The 18,249-nt window shown below is 38.2% G+C and carries 18 protein-coding genes; 13 read left to right on the top strand and 5 right to left on the bottom strand.

Translation table 11 applies throughout. The features are described 5' to 3' along the window. Positions 1-21: 21 nt before the first annotated feature. From MMB69_RS14455 to MMB69_RS14425, 7 genes are all read left to right on the top strand, one after another. Complete coding sequence (locus tag MMB69_RS14455) at positions 22-732, top strand: amino acid ABC transporter permease (RefSeq protein WP_013056770.1); 711 nt, start codon at positions 22-24, stop codon at positions 730-732. After that, positions 729-1,502, top strand: a complete 774-nt coding sequence (locus MMB69_RS14450) for an amino acid ABC transporter ATP-binding protein (protein ID WP_029321411.1) — start codon at positions 729-731, stop codon at positions 1,500-1,502. The genes MMB69_RS14455 and MMB69_RS14450 overlap by 4 nt, the downstream gene beginning before the upstream one ends. 165 nt (positions 1,503-1,667) lie before the next feature. After that, complete coding sequence (locus MMB69_RS14445; RefSeq protein ID WP_277447887.1) at positions 1,668-2,390, top strand: riboflavin kinase; 723 nt, start codon at positions 1,668-1,670, stop codon at positions 2,388-2,390. Position 2,391: 1 nt separating this feature from the next. Further along, positions 2,392-3,714: an LLM class flavin-dependent oxidoreductase gene (locus MMB69_RS14440; protein WP_221782829.1), complete on the top strand. Its 1,323-nt coding sequence runs from the start codon at positions 2,392-2,394 to the stop codon at positions 3,712-3,714. Between the two features lie 135 nt (positions 3,715-3,849). Continuing rightward, on the top strand, positions 3,850-4,386 hold the full coding sequence (locus tag MMB69_RS14435; protein WP_277447886.1) for a hypothetical protein: 537 nt from the start codon (positions 3,850-3,852) through the stop codon (positions 4,384-4,386). Between the two features lie 96 nt (positions 4,387-4,482). Beyond that, positions 4,483-5,481 carry an N-acetylmuramoyl-L-alanine amidase family protein gene (locus MMB69_RS14430; protein ID WP_221782832.1) on the top strand — a complete coding sequence of 333 codons (999 nt, stop codon included), beginning with the start codon at positions 4,483-4,485 and terminating at the stop codon, positions 5,479-5,481. A gap of 99 nt (positions 5,482-5,580) precedes the next feature. Beyond that, complete coding sequence (locus MMB69_RS14425) at positions 5,581-5,760, top strand: DUF8096 family protein (protein WP_025752091.1); 180 nt, start codon at positions 5,581-5,583, stop codon at positions 5,758-5,760. 56 nt (positions 5,761-5,816) lie between these two features. Here MMB69_RS14425 and MMB69_RS14420 read toward each other — a convergent pair whose 3' ends face one another. After that, entirely contained in the window at positions 5,817-6,197 is a 381-nt protein-coding gene (locus MMB69_RS14420) for a plasmid mobilization protein (protein ID WP_013056777.1), read from the bottom strand. A 516-nt stretch (positions 6,198-6,713) separates the two neighbouring features. Between MMB69_RS14420 and MMB69_RS14415 the strand changes: the two genes are divergently transcribed. Together MMB69_RS14415 and MMB69_RS14410 are read left to right on the top strand one after the other, a co-directional pair. Continuing rightward, positions 6,714-8,528, top strand: coding sequence for an N-acetylmuramoyl-L-alanine amidase (locus MMB69_RS14415; protein WP_277447885.1), 1,815 nt, complete (start codon positions 6,714-6,716; stop codon positions 8,526-8,528). 155 nt (positions 8,529-8,683) lie between these two features. After that, positions 8,684-9,586 carry a GNAT family N-acetyltransferase gene (locus MMB69_RS14410; RefSeq protein WP_221782836.1) on the top strand — a complete coding sequence of 301 codons (903 nt, stop codon included), beginning with the start codon at positions 8,684-8,686 and terminating at the stop codon, positions 9,584-9,586. A 20-nt stretch (positions 9,587-9,606) separates the two neighbouring features. Here the strand turns inward: MMB69_RS14410 and MMB69_RS14405 are convergent, their stop codons facing one another. Together MMB69_RS14405 and MMB69_RS14400 are read right to left on the bottom strand one after the other, a co-directional pair. Next, positions 9,607-10,152, bottom strand: coding sequence for a DUF4825 domain-containing protein (locus tag MMB69_RS14405; RefSeq protein ID WP_277447884.1), 546 nt, complete (start codon positions 10,150-10,152; stop codon positions 9,607-9,609). 83 nt (positions 10,153-10,235) lie between these two features. After that, entirely contained in the window at positions 10,236-10,967 is a 732-nt protein-coding gene (locus MMB69_RS14400) for a ZIP family metal transporter (protein ID WP_221782840.1), read from the bottom strand. Positions 10,968-11,253: 286 nt separating this feature from the next. On the opposite strand from MMB69_RS14400, the gene MMB69_RS14395 reads away from it, so the two are divergent. Next, positions 11,254-12,465: a cytochrome P450 gene (locus MMB69_RS14395; protein ID WP_221782842.1), complete on the top strand. Its 1,212-nt coding sequence runs from the start codon at positions 11,254-11,256 to the stop codon at positions 12,463-12,465. A gap of 29 nt (positions 12,466-12,494) precedes the next feature. Here MMB69_RS14395 and MMB69_RS14390 read toward each other — a convergent pair whose 3' ends face one another. Further along, positions 12,495-13,073 (bottom strand): LOG family protein, encoded by a 579-nt coding sequence (locus MMB69_RS14390; RefSeq protein WP_029321425.1) that lies wholly within the window; start codon positions 13,071-13,073, stop codon positions 12,495-12,497. Between the two features lie 310 nt (positions 13,074-13,383). Between MMB69_RS14390 and MMB69_RS14385 the strand changes: the two genes are divergently transcribed. The 3 genes from MMB69_RS14385 (at position 13,384) to MMB69_RS14375 (ending at position 16,715) form a co-directional block, all read left to right on the top strand. Continuing rightward, positions 13,384-14,715, top strand: coding sequence for an NAD-dependent malic enzyme (locus MMB69_RS14385; RefSeq protein WP_014460373.1), 1,332 nt, complete (start codon positions 13,384-13,386; stop codon positions 14,713-14,715). A gap of 142 nt (positions 14,716-14,857) precedes the next feature. Continuing rightward, complete coding sequence (locus MMB69_RS14380; RefSeq protein WP_013056785.1) at positions 14,858-15,340, top strand: PH domain-containing protein; 483 nt, start codon at positions 14,858-14,860, stop codon at positions 15,338-15,340. Next, on the top strand, positions 15,333-16,715 hold the full coding sequence (locus MMB69_RS14375; RefSeq protein WP_260506600.1) for a PH domain-containing protein: 1,383 nt from the start codon (positions 15,333-15,335) through the stop codon (positions 16,713-16,715). Before MMB69_RS14380 ends, MMB69_RS14375 begins: the two co-directional genes overlap by 8 nt. 35 nt (positions 16,716-16,750) lie before the next feature. On the opposite strand, the gene MMB69_RS14370 is transcribed toward MMB69_RS14375, so the two are convergent. Beyond that, positions 16,751-18,106, bottom strand: coding sequence for a D-serine ammonia-lyase (locus tag MMB69_RS14370; RefSeq protein ID WP_221782847.1), 1,356 nt, complete (start codon positions 18,104-18,106; stop codon positions 16,751-16,753). Positions 18,107-18,249 lie beyond the last annotated feature (143 nt).

The following is an 18,249-nucleotide window of genomic DNA, read 5'->3' as shown; positions in this document are numbered from 1 at the left end:
CTTACTAAAAGAGGTGTAAACATGATTATTGACGTACCGTTTATATGGACAGCATTTGTAGAAATTTTAAAGGCATTACCTTTAACGCTCCTTATTACCATCGGTCCGTTACTAGGCGGGTTGCTTATTGGTATTGCCGTTGCGGCTGTGAGAATCAATTCAGTAAAAATAATAACGCCAATTGCCAACGTATACGTATCATTTTTCCGAGGAACGCCTGCTATTCTTCATATTATGGTTATTTACCTAGGGTTCCCGCTATTTATTAATAAACTATCGAGTTACTATGGATGGGGCTTCAATGCAAACAGCATTCCTATTGTCGTATTTGTATTAATCGCTTTGTCTTTTACAGCGGGAGCTTATATGTCAGAGATTATTCGCTCTGGTTTGTTAGCTGTAGAAAAAGGACAAATTGAGGCTGCGTATGCTATTGGGATGAATCGTTTTCAATCGATGAAACGAATTGTTTTTCCACAGGCGTTTGCTTTGTCTTTACCGAATTTATGTAATATCTTCATCGGCTTTTTGCATACGTCTTCTATCGCATTCATCGTATCGCAAAAAGAGCTAAACGGTGCTGCTAATATCGTAGCTTCGAATAATCTCAAGTTTTTAGAAGCCTATATTGCTGCTGCTCTTATTTATTGGATGCTGACGATGTTAATAGAAGGAATAACAGCGCTGCTTGAACGTAAATTAACTGTTTATAATCGAGGAGGGGTTGTATGATTACACTAACAAATATAAAAAAAACATTTGGTCATAACACAGTATTGGACGGTATTGATTTACTTGTTAAAAAAGGCGACGTTGTGACCATTTTAGGACCGAGTGGTTCTGGAAAGACTACGTTTTTACGCTGCATTAATTTCTTAGAAAAAGCAGATGAAGGAGAAGTTTCGATTGATCAATTTACGGTTCAGTGCCAAAAGCCAAATCGCAAAGACATTTTAACTCTTCGACAAAAAACAACGATGGTTTTTCAGCAATACAACTTGTTCAAACACAAAACCGTTATTGAAAATATTATGGAGGGGCTAGTTATTGTTCAAAAGCTGCCAAAGGAAGAAGCGAAACAACGCAGTTTAGACGTCCTTGAAAAAGTTGGGCTTGCTGAAAAAGCAAATGCTTATCCAAGTCAGTTATCAGGAGGTCAACAGCAGCGAGTGGGCATTGCTAGAGCGCTTGCTTTAAATCCTGAAGTTATTTTATTTGATGAGCCGACGTCTGCTTTGGACCCTGAACTGGTGGGTGAAGTACTGTCTGTTATTCGTAAAATTGCTGAAGAAGGAATTACGATGATCATTGTGACGCACGAAATGAGTTTTGCCCGTGAAGTTTCTAATCACGTGGTGTTTATGGACGGAGGAAAGATTGTCGAACAAGGTCATCCTGAAGACATATTTTTAAACCCAAAAGAAGATCGAACAAAGCAATTTTTCAAGCGTATTAACCCAACGCATTCTCCTTACTCTTATATTTATGAAAAAACAATCTAATATTTTAATTAAAAACCAACTTGACTCATAGGAATAATAAGTATATGATAAAATCATCAAATTAAACAAACCGACTAGATCACTAGAGGTTCTTTGCACAATGTGTGACATTGTGCAAAGAACCTTTTATTTTTTACTAGAATTAAGGGAAGAAGGGTGAACGTAGTGAATAGAGGAGCATTAAAAGCTAAAACAAGCAAAAAACTTATTATAAAAGGCCAGGTTGTACCTGGAAGGCAGCAAGGAAGATACTTAGGGTTTCCAACAGCTAATATAGATACTCAGCATGAGGAATTAAAAAATGGCGTGTATGGTGTCCTCGTTCATCTGCGGGGACTTGAACATAGAGGAGTTATGAATGTAGGGGTTAAGCCGACATTTGGATCGGAACTATCTAAAACATTTGAGGTTCATATTTTGGATTTTAACGACGTTATTTATGGAGAGACAGTTCAATGCGACGTAATCTTTCGGGTGCGAGGAGAGAAAAAGTTCCCTTCTATTGAGTTTTTAAAGCATCAAATTAAAGCTGATACGCTGCAAGCTAAGCAAAGATTTCAACATATGGGCTATGTATCTAGTGAAGCTACAGCTTCCAAGCTAGGGCAAGCGAGATATTTAAATCTGCCTGATCTCCAGTTTTTTAATTGGTGCCACAGTCATTTCAAAGTCAATAAAGGGATTTACAATACAATTGATCAATGGTTTTATGACGAAGGAATTGAAAATATTCACCCTAGAAGAGTTCACGTTATCGCTTTTTTACAATTTGCACAAGAAGGAAATGAAAGAAAGACAGAAAAAGAAGGAGTCCTTCGCTTTGGAGCAGGCGGTTTAACTAATCAATTACGAGAATTTATGAATGGATATGAAAAAGGAGAATGGTAATATGACACATCAAAGACAATTAAAGCTAGGGGCTATTATTCATGGAGTCGGAGGAAATATGGGGGCGTGGAGACACCCTGAAATTTTGTCAGATGCCAGCGTTAATTTCGATTTTTACAAGCAGCAGGCTCAAAAAGCGGAAGAAGGAAAATTTGATTTAGTGTTCATTGCCGATGGATTATATATTAATGAAAAATCGCTTCCCCATTTTTTGAATCGTTTTGAACCTCTTACTATTTTATCAGCACTTGCTTCTGTCACTTCTCATATTGGTTTAGTTGGCACTCTATCGACTTCTTACAGCGAACCGTTTACGGTGGCTAGACAATTTGCTTCACTTGATCATATTAGCAGCGGCCGAGCGGGATGGAATGTTGTCACATCTCCATTAGAAGGATCTGCGCTTAACTATGGAAAAGAGCACCCCACTCATGACAAACGCTATAGAATAGCTGAAGAGTTTCTAGAAGTAACAAAGGGATTATGGGATTCTTGGGAAGATGATGCTTTTATTCGAAATAAAGAAACCGGACAATTTTTTGAGGAGAAAAAGCTGCACCGATTGCATCACAAAGGCGAATTTTTTTCTGTAGAAGGCCCGTTAAACATTGGCCGCTCAGTTCAGGGGCAGCCCGTAGTGTTTCAAGCAGGTTCTTCTGAAAGCGGCAAAGATCTAGCAGCGAAAACGGCTGACGCAGTGTTTACGGGACAAGACAATTTAGAAGAAGCAAAAGCTTTTTACCAAGATGTAAAATCAAGAGCCTTGGCACAAGGACGAGAGGAAAACGAACTTTTAATTTTCCCGGGAATTGGTCCTATAATTGGTAGTACAAACGAAGAAGCCGAAAGAAAATATGAAGAACTTTCTCAATTGGTGACAATTGAACATGCGCTAAACTACTTAGGACGCTTCTTCGATCATTTTGATTTTTCACAGTTTCCATTAGATGAGGCATTTCCTGACTTGGGAGATATAGGAAGTAATAGTTTCCGCAGTACAACAGACAAAATTAAAGAAAATGCTAAAAAATATAAGTGGACACTGCGAGAAGCAGCGCTGCGAATTGCTACACCTAAAACACAATTTATTGGGACGCCAGAGCATATCGCTAATTTGATGGAACAGTGGTTTGAAGAAAAAGGAGCTGACGGCTTTATTATTCATTCAAGCGTTCCCCATGGCTTAGATGACTTTGTTGAACACGTTGTACCGATACTGCAAGAAAGAGGCCTGTATCGTACAGAATATGAAGGGAGTACGTTAAGAAGTAACTTGCAGTTGAATGTTCCTAAAAATCGCTACACACAGGTGAAAGTTAATTGAAGTGGATTCAAAGAGACTCGAAGGAGTCTCTTTTTTAATATTTTTAATATTAAAAATATGGTAAAATTCTTTTTGTAGGTTATTCGTTTCAGTTCATAAGGCCTAAAGGGTTTTGAATACCCGGAAAGGAGTCAAATGGAAAAAAGACGTAAAAGTAAGAAAAAGCGTATGATCATTTCCATATCTTTATCCGTTCTTTTAGTCGGGGGAGGAGCGACAGGATGGATATTGTACCAAAACGGAAAAATTCCTTTTTTATCACAGCAAAGTATAAAGGCAAGTGCCATTAAAGTGAATCAACAAAAAGTTAATAAGCTGGAAAGCAGTGATCAGCAGGCAAAAGATTTTATAGCTGAACATCATGACGTACTAAATGATTTGACGGGGTGGAGTGCCATTGAGCACCCAGACTGGCCTGCCGTACAAGAAGAAGCGACAGCCATTAAAAATACGATTGGCACGATTGAAGTAAAAGATTCTGTTTTAAAGAAAGACTTTCAGCATATGGAGAAGCTCGCTGGACAGCTAGAGCAGACGAAAGATCAAGCACTGTTAAAAGAACTTCATCGTTATTTTCATGACTTAGATGTTGTGATCAATGAAGACGATGGATCAAATACATATTTTGATGTTACCAGCTATGGTAAATCAGTTGTAAAGACTTCTAAATGAGCGATAGCAAAAAGCTTTATACATAAAAGTAGTTTTGTATAACAAACATCTTCGCTTATTCGTGCATATGCTACGGATAAGGAGGAGACAGGTTATATGAAAAAAATTTATTTAGATGCAGGTCACGGAGGGGCAGATCTAGGGGCTGTCGCCAGCGGGCTATATGAAAAAGACTTAGTGTTAGCTGTTCAACAGTACATCATCTCTTTTCTTTCTACTCACTATCAAGGATTTTCTCTTTGTACAACGCGTACAACCGATGTGTTTTTGTCATTAAATGAACGGGTCAACAAAGCCAATGCGTGGGGTGCTGATGTATACTTATCTATTCATATAAACTCAGGTGGCGAAACGGGATATGAAGATTTTATTTATAGCAAAAATATAAATAACCAAACCATTGTGTTACGAAACGATATTCACGATCATGTGAAATTTGTTCTCACTAAATACAATCACTCTAACCGAGGCAGGAAATTGGCTAATCATAGTGTGTTAAGGCGTTCATATATGCCGTCTGTACTAACTGAAATTGGGTTTATTGATACAGAACATGATGCAAAGCTCTTGAAAAATCCTCAATTTCTAAAAGATATGGGGGTGGCATATGCAAAAGGGGTTGCACAGTTTTTAAACTTGGAGCCTAAATCTACAAATCCTTTGGGAGATTCTGACGAGGAAGGTTGTCCAAAGCCTACTTTTTTATATAAACCTTTATGGATCAAAACAACTGAGGATACGGAGACATATAAGGATGCAAATATGTCAGAGAGAACAGGTTATTTAAAAAAGAATACCCTCTTTCAAGTTTATGGTGAAACGCGTGCAGCCTGGGTGATTGATGGAGAACATTTTATTGAAAAAAAAGATACAATCATTGAAGGAGAAACCATCACAACTGCGGAATTAACAAAAGAGAATATGGAAACATTAAAAGTATTTGTGACGAAAGAAAAGTTAGAAACAGCGGTAACCTTTTCCAAAGAAGGAGCTGCAGCAGCCATCATTACACTTCGGGATAAAAAAATCCTGAATGTAAAAGCATTTTTAGATAGAGAAAAATGGTGGTACAAAGCTGAACGGATAAAAAAATAGTGAAAAAACCTGCTTGTTTTTTGAAGCTTTCACCCTAGTAATTTTACTTATTTTTGATAGAATATAAAGAGCTGAATCGTAAAGATGCATAAAGGTGTGATGGAAATGGAAGAGCAACAAGAAGCGATTGATTTAACAAAAGTATATGTATATGAGGAGTTTCCGGATAAAGTTGCAGGCAGATGCGATAACTGTGGACATGTGAAATTTAAAAGCTTAGTAAAAGACTTTATTTTTATCCGTACATGCGCAAAGTGCGGGATGAAAAAAAGCATTTAAATCCCTACTTCTTTATAAAAAACGCTCTTTTCTGAAATGAAAAGAGCGTTTTTTCTCTATTTAACGTATAAATGATCGCTAAGCTGCTCTGAAATAGTCTCTACATCTTCTTGTACATGTTTTTGTTTTTTCATCATTTCTAATAGTATTTCTTCAAGATTCTGTGAATGGTTTTGCTTATCTTTTGGTTTATGTAAGTACTTTGCAATTTGATGCATATTATTGCTTAGCCGGCTTAGTTCAGACTCAATTTTTCGCAGGTTAACCAATAGTTCCACACCTGCTTCTTTGCCGATTAAAGGAGGCTTAACTTTTCCATCCATAATAAATTTTCGAATGAGAGACGTTCGTTTTAAATTATAGTGTTCAATAAGTTCCTCTAATTTTTCTTTTTCTTCTTCATTCAACTTAATTGCTGGAATGCTGTGTCCTCTCATAAGGTATCTCCTTTCAAGAGCAGTTCTTGCTGCGTTCAATCATATGTAAACATTCTCTTGTCTTTAATAATAGCAACCTTTTCCATGGTTAACTATGGTGAAAAGTTACTAAAATGTCGGACGTACAGTCTGTTAAAAAACTGGTAAATTAAGAAATTTGGTTTAGTAATAGTTGAATTATAGAAGGAATGTCATTATCTACAATATTGCTACTTTATTAAAAAGGCAGCAAAAGGGATGAATGGACCGCCTTTGTACTCAACCATTTTTGAGAGCGCAGCTTTAAAGAAGAGGGATGATTTTTATGATTTTTTCCTCGTACCACATCTTTCCTCCTAGTAACTCTGTCGAATCTTCTAGACTATTGTCTCAAGGGAATAGAAAGAAAGAAGACGAAATGGTTGAGAATGAGGTAAAGTCATATTATGTCTTTATTGACCTCATTTACATACTTTACGGGGGAGGAATACGTTTGAAACTAAAAAAAGATTAAAACTAAATAAGATGGGGGTAGCCATGATTACGGCTGGTGTCATATGTACAGCTTATATGCCCCTTCATACGCTGCAAAAGCCTGTAGTCGCTTTGGCTGCAGAGAATCAGTCAGATTCTTTGGAGCTAGCATTTGCACAAGCATCTAAAGAATTTGGTGTGCCAGCTTCGCTTTTAAAGGCAATTTCCTACAACAAGTCGCGTTGGGAAAATCATAACGGAGAACCTAGTGCGGCTGGAGGATACGGTCTTATGCATTTAACAGACATCCCTTCTTTAGAAGATGGAAAAGGAAACGGAGCTGCACCTTCAAAACCAGCATATGACAAACAGCAAACGCTCTCCTTAGCTGCTAAGCTGCTTAACTCAGATAAAGAAAGATTAAAAAAAGATCCTGTGCAAAATATTCGCGGTGGCGCTGCTGTGCTAGCTTTTATCGCAAAAGATAAAAATGGAAATGTACCGTCCACTGATCAAAAATGGTACGAAGCAGTCGCAGCTTACAGTTCTTCTCAGGATAAAGAAAACGCTCAAGTATTTGCCAATGATGTATATGAAACGTTGGAAAAAGGAGCAGAGCATACAACGTCAGACGGACAGCATCTTAAAATTTCTCCTCAAAACATAGATATATCGATTCCTCGCACTGAAAATTCCAATACGAATAAAGCAGACTGTCCCGCATCTTTAAAATGTGAATACATCCCTGCTTTTTACGGAAAATTCAGCGAAAGTCCTTCAGATTACGGAAACTATGATATTGCAAATCGCCAAAAATCAGATGTTCGCTATATTGTTATTCATGATACAGAAGTAAGTTATGATGGAACGATTGATTTGTTTGCTAACCCTAATAGAGCCGCTGCAAACTATGTAATCCGTTCAAGGGATGGTCACATCGCACAGATGATCCATAACAAAGACGTAGCATGGCATGCAGGAAACTGGTATTTTAATACGCACAGTATTGGAATCGAACATGAAGGATTCGCCCTTGAAGGATCTACGTGGTTTACAGAAGAAATGTACCGTTCTTCGGCAAGACTCGTACGCCACCTTGCCAAAGAATATAATATTCCGTTAGACCGAGCCCACATTATTGGTCATGACGAGGTGCCAGGTTTATCTCCTAAGGCTCAATCAGGTATGCATTCAGATCCCGGGCCGTTTTGGGATTGGGGACACTATATGGATTTGGTAGGAAGCCCGGTTGAGCGCCAGCACACAAACAAACTAGCCGTTACGATTAATCCAGTCTTTCAAAACAATCAGCCGGAGGTATCAGATGCACCAAAGCAGCCGGCCAACTTTGTGTATTTGCATCAAGCTCCCAGCAATGATTCACCGCTACTGAATGAGCCTGCAGCTTCAGGGCCGGGAACGAAACAAACGTTAGACTGGGGAAGCAAAGCTGTAACTGGCCAAACGTATGCAGTAGCTGAGACAAAAGGAGAATGGACAGCGATTTGGTACGGAGGGCAAAAAGCCTGGTTTTATAATCCGCATAATAAAAATACAAGTAAAGGTACAGGCATATTATTAACGCCAAAAGCAGGAAAAGAAAGCATTCAAGTATACGGAGGAGCTTTTCCTGAAGCTTCAGCCTATCCTTCTAATATACCGGTTAAAGACATGGTCCCGCTTCAGTACACGATCTCCCCGGAGCAGGTGTACGTGGGGATAGAAAAAGTAAGGAGTGACTATTACTATGCACCCACTTTTACAACAAATCCAAACGATCACAAAATGATTATTGGAAAAGACGAATATTATCAAATTTATTTTAATCACCGCTATGCGTTTGTGAAAGCGTCAGATGTAGAGGTTAAAAAACAATAGAATAGAGTGTTAAAAGAAAGGAAGAGACAGGGTGTTTAAGCGGTATGTCTCTTTCTTTTCTTTTAAAAACCACAAAAATTCAGAAGGTTATTGATGATGTTTTCTTGTAATGATTTTCTAGCTTATTATCTTTTTACAAAAGGAAGGAATGTCCCGTGATTATAATTAAGCCTTTAAGTCAGTGTTCTTTTTCTGATGCATTACAAGCATTCAATAAAGGTTTTGAAGATTATTATCTTCCGATTGAGCTGTCACTAGATCAATTCACTTGTAGATTTGGTTTCGATCAGCTATCTGTCGACCATTCTTTTATGGCTTTTTATAATAATACACCAGCTGGAATTATGTTAAATGGAATAAAAAAGGTCAAGGGAAAAAAACATGCTTGGAATGGAGGTACAAGCGTAGCCTTACCTTACCGAAAAATGGGAATTGGAGAAGCCTTACTAAAAGCTACACTTGAGAGATATCAGCAGCAAGGAGTAGTGGAAGCCAGTCTGGAAGCATTTAAAGTGAATGAAAAAGCCATTCACCTTTATCAAAAATACGGATATGAGATTGTAGATACGCTTTTATTTCTAAAGCATAGAGGTAGTTTTCACGCTTCTCTACTTAAAAAGAAGAATCAGCTTACGTATTCGTTAAAGCGAAGGCTTGCAAAAGATATTCGAAACCTACCCTTTTATACATACGACGTTCCGTGGAAAAATCAATTTGACTGTATTCATGATGGAGAATCGTTTATTGCGTTGAATGAAAAAAACGAAGAAGTTGGCTATTTGTTATTTCAAAAGAATTTTTCTTCCATAGGCATCGTGAATTCCGTTACTTTTTATCAAGGAAGCGTTAAGGAACATATCTCAAATTCAGAGGACGTTCTGGGCTTTTTATTAGCAACCATTTTTAATATGTATGGACCAATTGCTTACAATACATATAATGTACCTGAGAAAGGAAATAGCTTACTCGTGAAAATGTTAAAAACATTTGGTTTTCAAGATTTATATACAGATGAAGGAATCAAACTTGAGCAGGTGTTTATGAAAAAACAACTTTAAAAAGCGGCCATGGGCCGCTTTTACTGCATTTCCGTAATTGGATGTGCATCATAAAATTCCTCGATTTTTTCTTGCTGTCCTTCGAATTTTTCTTTCCATACTTGTTTCACGTCATTATAATTCCGAAGATCTATTCCGTAGAAGTCGGTTAACTCTTTTCGAGTAATCGTGATTGTCTGAGGAACAGTCGTATTAATAGTAAAGTGAACGCTGTCAACATTTTGTATGGCAGAAAGTAAGGTGGTTGCGTTATGTAAAAGTATGCGTTTGGTTTTAACAGACGTCCAGCTTTTTTCAAACGTATGCTGATTATCTATTGCAGCGTAATTAATTGCTAAGTAATAAGGTTTTTGCGTATCTTGAAAGGCTATACCTTTTAAATAAACGTGTCCCGGAAGCTTATTTGTAATTTCCTCTACTGAAGCCTCATGTTTTGAAGAAGAAGTATGTTGAATAGAAGAAGCAGAGACTCTTTCGGCAGATAGATTATTATGAGGTGCATAAGCACACCCTGATAGGCAAGTGAGCACTGTGAAAAGTGTAAGAGAAGCATATATATTTTTCATAATGGTAACTCCTTTTGTTTATATCTACTTGTAAAGACGAAAGACCTATATATTTTGTTTCATACAAAATATAAGTTTATTCATTAAAAAGACAGATAATCCAAAATAATAGAAGTTAATAACCCTAATGAAGCAATAAAACCAATAACAGGGCCACCTTCTTCAAAAGCTTCCGGCAACATCGTAGAAGCAACCATTGACACAATTCCACCCCCGGCGAATGAGGCAATAAAACCCATCATGTTTGGGGTAGCATTTTGAAGAAATAGATATCCAATCCAAGAACAAAGAGCCGATATAAAGAAGACAGAAAGCCATAATGAAAAAATTTTCTTTTGCTTATATTGGCTTTTAAGTAGTCCGCTTGTCCCGGAGATTCCTTCGGGTATATTGCTGATAAAAATAGAAACAACAAGCAGCCAGCTAACGTGGTGCTGTTCAATCAAACTTGCGCCAATCATCAGTGACTCAGGTATAGCATCCATAATGGTACCAATAAAAATGGCTAGTCCCGAGCTAGCTGGGACAAGGTGGTCCGAACGTTTTCTTTTGTGAGCGCCTTTTTTAGCTAAAGAGATGTCAAGAAGAGTAAAAAGAGCTGCGCCTGTTAAAAAGCCTAAAGAAGAAGCAATGATTCCCGCTTCTTTTACCGAATCTTGAATGAGCTCGTAAGCAGCAGCTCCTAACAAAACGCCCGTGCCAAAAGCCATAATATAAGCGGTCAACTGTTTTTTTAAAGGTACAAAAATAGCTATAATAGCTCCAATTAATACAGCTGAGCCTGAGACACCACCCCAGATAAGGGCATCTATCACATGAGATCCCTACTTTCTTGCGTACTTATTTGTAGTGTAACCATCTATGTAATTATTATGAAATAAGATAAACGAACTGGAAAAATGTAAAAAAATCACTGATTTAGACCTTAAATAAAATAAGTCTTCTGTATAATTGACAAAATTTTCTTATTATGTCCGTTGAAAGTGAAAAAACCTTGTGATAGTCTGATCAAAAGATATAAATATGGAAAAAAATTCTTTTCATCTGTAGAAGATTAAAAAACTTAACGAGGTCACTTTTAAACGAAAGAAGGAATAAGAGATGAATTCAAAAGCAGTAAAAAGAGAAAATCGCTATGCTAATTTGATTCCTATGCAAGAAATCCAATCCGTTGAACAGCAGCTTTATCCATTTGATATTTATAATAGTCTTCGTCAGGAGGCACCTATTCGTTACGATAAAAGCCGAAACTGCTGGGATGTATTTGATTATGAAACAGTAAAATATATTTTAAAAAAACCATCGCTTTTTTCGTCCAAACGAGCAATGGAAGAGGGCCAAGAAAGTATTTTAATGATGGACCCTCCAAAACATACAAAGTTACGAAACTTAGTAAACAAAGCGTTTACGCCAAGAGCTATTCAGCACTTAGAGGGTCATATTGAAGAGATTGCAGATTATTTATTAAATGAAGTGAGCAGTAAAAAACAGTTTGATATAGTAGAAGACTTTGCTGGACCACTCCCGATTATTGTAATAGCAGAGCTGCTAGGGGTACCTATACAAGATCGAGCACTGTTTAAAAAGTACTCTGATGATTTAGTGAGCGGTGCTGAAAATAATTCAGACGAAGCTTTTGCAAAAATGATGCAAAAGCGTAATGAAGGCATGCTTTTTTTACAAGGGTATTTTAAAGAAATTATCGCTGAGCGTCAGCAAAATAAACAAGAAGATCTCATTTCGCTGCTTTTAGAAGCAGAAATTGACGGCGAGAAATTAACAGAAGGGGAAGTACTGGGATTTTGTATTTTATTACTAGTAGCAGGCAATGAAACAACCACAAACTTAATTACGAACGGAGTCCGGTATATGACAGAAGACGTAGACGTGCAGAATGAAGTTCGTCAAGACATATCGCTAGTGCCGAACCTGGTGGAAGAAACGCTTCGCTATTATCCTCCTATTCAAGCGATTGGACGCATAGCTGCTGAAGATGTAGAACTTGGAGAGTGTAAGATTAAAAAAGGGCAGCAGGTAATTAGCTGGGCAGCAAGTGCAAATAGAGATTCAGCTAAGTTTGAACGTCCTGACACTTTTGTCGTGCATCGTAAAACAAATCCTCACGTGAGCTTTGGGTTTGGCATCCATTTTTGCTTAGGGGCACCGCTTGCAAGAATGGAAGGGAAAATTGCTTTTACTAAGTTACTAGAGAAAGGCGAGTTTTTAAAAGTTGAGAATCAGTCTTTAAAGCCAATAGACAGCCCTTTTGTTTTTGGCGTAAAAAAATATGAAATTGCTTTTGATAACGCTTGAAAAGCGAGCGCAAATTATGCGCTTGCTTTTTAGCGTTCAGTGTTCCATTTTTGGTCCTCTGAAGGGGACGTGTAAGTGTCCATTGAAGAGATAAGCTGCTCGGGAGTATCAGAAATGTTGATGAGACGAATAGCAGAATCCGTAGAAAACCCTTCATCTACGGCATGCTGAACCATTTGCATAAGCGGGTTGTAGTAGCCGTTCACATTTAATAGCCCTACTGGTTTTTTATGTATACCAATTTGAGCCCAGCAAAGAGCTTCAAACAACTCTTCAAATGTCCCGAAACCTCCAGGAAGCGCAATATAACCATCAGCTAACTCGTGCATAGTTGCCTTTCGCTCATGCATGCTCTCTACTTCGATGAGTTCTGTCAGCGCGGTATGAACAATTTCACCGCTAAACAAACCGCGGGGCATAATGCCGATGACTTCGCCTCCATGCTGAAGCATTTCATTTGCGACTTCTCCCATCAGGCCCATTCGTGAGCCTCCGTAAATCAGCCGGTAGTTTTTTTGGGCCATGTAGCGCCCTAGCGAGACGGCGGCCTCTTTATATTCTGTTTTTATTCCAGCGCTTGATCCTGCAAACACACAAATTGATTTCAATTGATTCACTCCTTTGTTTCTTCTCTATATAAGTCTTTTCTGTTTGTGAAGAACAAATTCCTTCTTAATAATTTATGAATTTTCACAATGTCATCGCTTGATTATTCTAAAAACTTTGCTTATAATCAAAGCGAAACGTCTGTTTGAAAGCGTTATCTTTTGCTTTTTCTTTTAATGGAAAAGACAGTACGTATAGATCTACTTGTAAGATAAGTAGATAACATGAACTTATAGGGAATTTGACTGTTTTAAACGTTTCGTTTAGTAAGCATACGTACTTGCAGGATTAGGACAAGGGGGATATGGGGATATGATGAACAATTTAATACGCACATTAATGGTACAAACACCGACCGTACCGGGAAACTTAGGAAGAGTAGCGACAGCTATTGGAAATGTTGGAGGAGATATTGGGGAGGTTGAAACCGTTAAAGTAGGACATAATTACACCATGAGAAGCATTACGGTTCAAGTAGAAAGTGAAGACCAGCTTGAGGAATTGCTTGAAGCGGTTCGCAGTTTAGAAGGCATTACTTTACATACAGTATCAGATGAAGTTCTTCATGCGCATGAAGGCGGTAAAATTCAAATGAAAAGCAAAATGAAAATTGAGTCGATCGCTGACTTAAGAAGAGTATATACACCGGGTGTAGCAAACGTTTGCCGTGCTATTCAAGAACAGCCTGATAAAGCTAAAATTTACACGAGCATTGGAAACACGGTTGCGATTGTAACAGATGGTACCGCTATACTAGGATTAGGAAATATTGGTCCCGTTGCAGGAATGCCCGTTATGGAAGGAAAAGCTGCGTTATTTGATCAACTTGCCAATGTAAACGCTATCCCTATTTTATTGAATGTAAATGAGCCGGAAGAAATCATTCAAACGGTTAAAAATATTTCACCGGGATTTGGCGGTATTTTACTAGAAGATATAGGGTCGCCTCACTGCTTTGAAATTGAAGAACGTTTAAAAGAAGAGCTCGATATTCCAGTTATGCATGATGATCAGCACGGAACAGCGGTGGTGACACTAGCAGCAGCTATTTCAGCTTGCCGCAGCACAGGTGTGAATTTGAAAGAAGCTAAAGTAGGGCAGATTGGCTTAGGAGCTGCCGGCATCGCTACTTGCAGAATGTTCATGGCTTACGGTGTCAAACAGGTGATAGGAGCTGATAAGTCTCCTGAAGCGAATGAGCGCTTAGTCAGCTACGGTGGAAAAGTAGCGGATTCATTAGAAGAGCTTATGGAGAACTGCGATATTGTTATTGCGACAACAGGTGTACCTGGCTTAATACAAAAAGAATGGATCCGAAAAGGCCAAATCATTCTAGCACTTTCTAATCCAAAGCCAGAAATTGAACCTGAAGATGCTCTTGAAGCAGGAGCTATTTACGCTACTGACGGAAGGTCAGTGAATAATGTACTTGGCTTCCCAGGTATTTTCAGAGGAGTGTTAAATGCGGGGGTGCGCGATATTACGCATACGATGCTGGTAGCTGCAGCTGAAGCCATTGCGAATTCAACGCGTCCAGGCGATTTAGTTCCTCATCCTCTTAATCTAGCTGTACATGAAGCAGTATCTGAAGCAGTTGAAAGAGCAGCTGTTGTACACGGAGAGAAAGACGGCGTTTATCGATAATAAACAAGGCTGCCTCGAAATAGGCAGCCTTGTTTGTTTTTTATCAAAAAATAATAAGAAAATAGCAAACTATGAAACTTTTTTCCTTTTTTAACGTAATATAGTAATAGAAATAGTAAAAAAGGTAGAGAAAGGAGTTTTTATGGAGTTTGAACATTTAAAGGGCAAATTGCCCCTCGAAGCTAAAAAAGCAATGCGCTGGCAATCCATTTTTACGCATAGCCTGTGGCTTCTTGCAACAGCGGGTTATTTTCTACTCGTTCATTTTTTTGATTGGTGGTCAATTATTGGATGGATATCAGCTGGACTATTAGTCGTGAGCTTTATCATATATACAATTATAGCTCCAAATGTATATATGAATGTATATTCATATGAAGTCACAGATACTCAAATTGATGTACAAAGAGGGCTATTCATCTGGTATCATACGAAAATTCCGCTTGTGAAAGTGCAGCACGTTGAAACGTTGACAGGGCCAATTTTTCGAAAATTTGACTTGGCATCTGTTAAAATCATCACAGCAGCTGGAAGCGTTGAAATTCCTGCACTTGTACAAAGAGATGCTGAAGCACTGCGAGAATATATTGCTAGACTAGCAGAGGTAGATGATGAAGATGAGTAAGCGGCTGCATCCGTTATATATTGCAATAGCATTTATTGAACATATAAAAAATAATATCCTGCCTTTTGTGTTTGTATTTATCGTCAATCGGCACCTGTTGTTTACATATTGGTGGGCAACGCTATTAGCGGGAGGCGTAGTCGCTTTATTTGCTTTTTTTACTTGGAAGGAATTTCGTTATGAAGTAACGGAAACGGAAGTGCGTCTGTATAAAGGGATTTTTAAAAAAGAAAAACGATTTATTCAACGAAATCGCATCCAATCGATTCAGTTAGATCAGCCGTTTATTTTTAGAATTCTTCGCTTAGCCCGGCTTCGTATTGACACGGCCAGCAGCGGTACGGATGCTGAAATTGATTTATCTGGTATTTCACTAAAAGAAGCGCACCATCTTAAAGATACATTAAAGCTGTCAGGGAGTCAGCCGGAAATAACAGAAAAAAGTCCTGAACGTACGATGAAAGTGTCGGTGAAACAGCTGGCGTTAGCTGCTGCGTTTTCCGGGAATTTTGGCTATATATTTGCTGCTCTTGGTTTTCTCTATCAGTATATTGATACGTATATCAACCGCTGGGTGAAGACAGCTTACGAAGAAGTGATTCATCAATCGATGCTTGGTTTATTTGTATTAGTGGCTGTAATTGTGGTGCTTGCTTATTTGCTGTCTATCGTTTTATATGTGATACGATTTGGTGGTTTTACCGTAGAACGCTACGATCATTATCTACATATTAAATACGGACTGTTAAATAAGAAATCCCTTACGATTCCTTTTCATAAAATACAGGCTGTTACGATAGAGGAAGGGTTGGTTCGACGCTTATTTGGATGGTCTTCCGTTTCGTTAAACGTCGTAACCTCTGATTTAAAAGAAAAGGTCTATTTGCACCCGTTTATCCAGCAAAAAAAGATTGCAGCGTTAATGAAGGTATATGTGCCGCACTATGAATATATAAAGTGTCCAAGAAATACAGCAATTCAATATGCGTGGTATCCATTACTAGTACCGGTCTTGTTATTTGCCGCGGCAGGGATTGGCATCAGCTTTTGGAAATCCATGTTTGTGTGGATTATTGCTGTGCTATGCCTTGTATACGTACTTATTCACTGGGGCGGCTATCGTCAAGGCGGCTTAATGATGAACGATGTATTTGTCAGTATTCGATCGCAGTTTTTAACACGAAAAACAACGATTATTAGAAAAAAGAAAATAGAAGAAATTGAGGTGTTTGCAGGCACCTTTTTATGGAAAAAAGGATACAGAAAAATAAAAATTGCAACTATGGGTACAAGCGGCAGCTATAAGTCGGGATATTTTCCATTTGAGATTTGGCATCCTATCTTTCTGCAAGTTACTTCGTCTAAAAAGGCATGAAGAACATCATTGTTCTCCATGCCTTTTGACGTTATCTATTCATTAAATTTTTTCCCTTGCTCGTAATAGCTATTCATCACTTCAACTGGCACCATACTGCCTCCAGTTGACCATACAAGGTGAGTAGCTTTTGACATATCGTTTTCTAGTCCTTGCGCTTGTATATAGGAAGACCCGTTTTTCATCAGGTGGAGAGGTCCTTGTAGACCAGCTGCTGCTGAAGGTTCTATATACATATTTTCACGATTGGCTAGCTCATAAATAAATCGGAAAAGCTGATCATCTTCTACGGTATAAATTCCGCTAATAAGCGATTTTATCGTTTCGCCTACAAAGCTAGATGGCCTTCCTACAGCTAGTCCATCGGCAGCTGTTGCGTTATCAAGTCCAATATCCGTAACGGAAATGCCATCATGCAGCTCGGTCATTAATCCAAGCAGCATGCAAGGAGAGTGAGTAGGTTCAGCAAAAAAGCAGTGAACGTGATCACCGTATATTGCTTTTAATCCAAACGTAATACCGCCAGGACCTCCGCCCACTCCGCAAGGTAAATAGACAAATAAAGGGTGTTCGGCGTCTACTTGAATCCGCAGCTCGGCTAGCTGCTTTTTCAAACGTAAAGCAGCGACGGAATAACCGAGAAATAAATCTCTAGACTGCTCATCGTCAATAAAATGACAGGCGGGGTCTGCTTCGGCTTGCTTTCGTCCTTCTTCCACGGCTTTTCCGTAGTCAGACTGATATTCAATAACGGTTACACCTTTAGAACGAAGCAGATCTTTTTTCCATTTTTTAGCGTCCGCTGACATATGGACGGTGACGTTAAAGCCGAGAGTAGCGCTCATAATACCAATGCTTAAACCTAAATTACCCGTAGATCCTACTGCAATAGAATAAGAAGAAAATAACTTTTTACATCGGTCTTCAGCTAGAAGAGCGTAGCTGTCTTCCTCGGTAAGCAGTCCTTCTTTGATAGCAAGACTTTCAGCAAATTTTAATACTTCATAAATGCCGCCTCTTGCTTTAATAGAACCTGATATGGGAAGATCATGATCGCATTTCATCAGTAATTTTCCTTGCAGCATGTTATTCATTTGTTGATTTAAATAGTCTTTCATGTATGCAATTTCTTGAAGAGGTGATTCAATGATTCCTTTTGATGCTTTCAGCTCCGGAAAAGCGATTTGAAGAAAAGAAGAAAAGCGAGAAAGACGTTCTTTTGCATCTTTTATATCTTTGGTATGTAAAGAAAGAGAAGAAAGTGCTTCTTGAGCAGGTTTTATATAAGGATTTATCCAAAGTATTTCCTGTTTATTGATTAAAGGTGTTAATAAAGGATATTCATGCATCCATGTAGCAAGGGGTTTTTGGTGAAATAAATGTGTCGTCATAAAGGCTCCTTTCGCAATATGTTATTTCCTTTATATGTATAGTATCAAGAATAAAAGAAGTTGAAAACGAAAATATCAAAAAATAGAAAGCAGAAAGCGCATTTTAACCACCTCTTGTATACTAATAAAGATAATCTATACAA

The organism is Priestia sp. P5 (genome assembly GCF_029522155.1).
Classification (GTDB): domain Bacteria; phylum Bacillota; class Bacilli; order Bacillales; family Bacillaceae_H; genus Priestia; species Priestia megaterium_E.
Note: the sequence above shows the minus strand (reverse complement) of the source record. Positions and strands in the feature narration are given on the sequence as shown.

Coding starts and splice junctions, on each gene's coding strand:
- MMB69_RS14395 (WP_221782842.1), top strand. CDS start 11,254: ATGAATTCAAAAGCAGTAAAAAGAGAAAATCGCTATGCTAATTTGATT.
- MMB69_RS14435 (WP_277447886.1), top strand. CDS start 3,850: ATGGAAAAAAGACGTAAAAGTAAGAAAAAGCGTATGATCATTTCCATA.
- MMB69_RS14450 (WP_029321411.1), top strand. CDS start 729: ATGATTACACTAACAAATATAAAAAAAACATTTGGTCATAACACAGTA.
- MMB69_RS14425 (WP_025752091.1), top strand. CDS start 5,581: ATGGAAATGGAAGAGCAACAAGAAGCGATTGATTTAACAAAAGTATAT.
- MMB69_RS14415 (WP_277447885.1), top strand. CDS start 6,714: ATGATTACGGCTGGTGTCATATGTACAGCTTATATGCCCCTTCATACG.
- MMB69_RS14375 (WP_260506600.1), top strand. CDS start 15,333: ATGAGTAAGCGGCTGCATCCGTTATATATTGCAATAGCATTTATTGAA.
- MMB69_RS14405 (WP_277447884.1), bottom strand. CDS start 10,152: ATGAAAAATATATATGCTTCTCTTACACTTTTCACAGTGCTCACTTGC.
- MMB69_RS14430 (WP_221782832.1), top strand. CDS start 4,483: ATGAAAAAAATTTATTTAGATGCAGGTCACGGAGGGGCAGATCTAGGG.
- MMB69_RS14440 (WP_221782829.1), top strand. CDS start 2,392: ATGACACATCAAAGACAATTAAAGCTAGGGGCTATTATTCATGGAGTC.
- MMB69_RS14385 (WP_014460373.1), top strand. CDS start 13,384: ATGATGAACAATTTAATACGCACATTAATGGTACAAACACCGACCGTA.
- MMB69_RS14455 (WP_013056770.1), top strand. CDS start 22: ATGATTATTGACGTACCGTTTATATGGACAGCATTTGTAGAAATTTTA.
- MMB69_RS14420 (WP_013056777.1), bottom strand. CDS start 6,197: ATGAGAGGACACAGCATTCCAGCAATTAAGTTGAATGAAGAAGAAAAA.
- MMB69_RS14380 (WP_013056785.1), top strand. CDS start 14,858: ATGGAGTTTGAACATTTAAAGGGCAAATTGCCCCTCGAAGCTAAAAAA.
- MMB69_RS14370 (WP_221782847.1), bottom strand. CDS start 18,106: ATGACGACACATTTATTTCACCAAAAACCCCTTGCTACATGGATGCAT.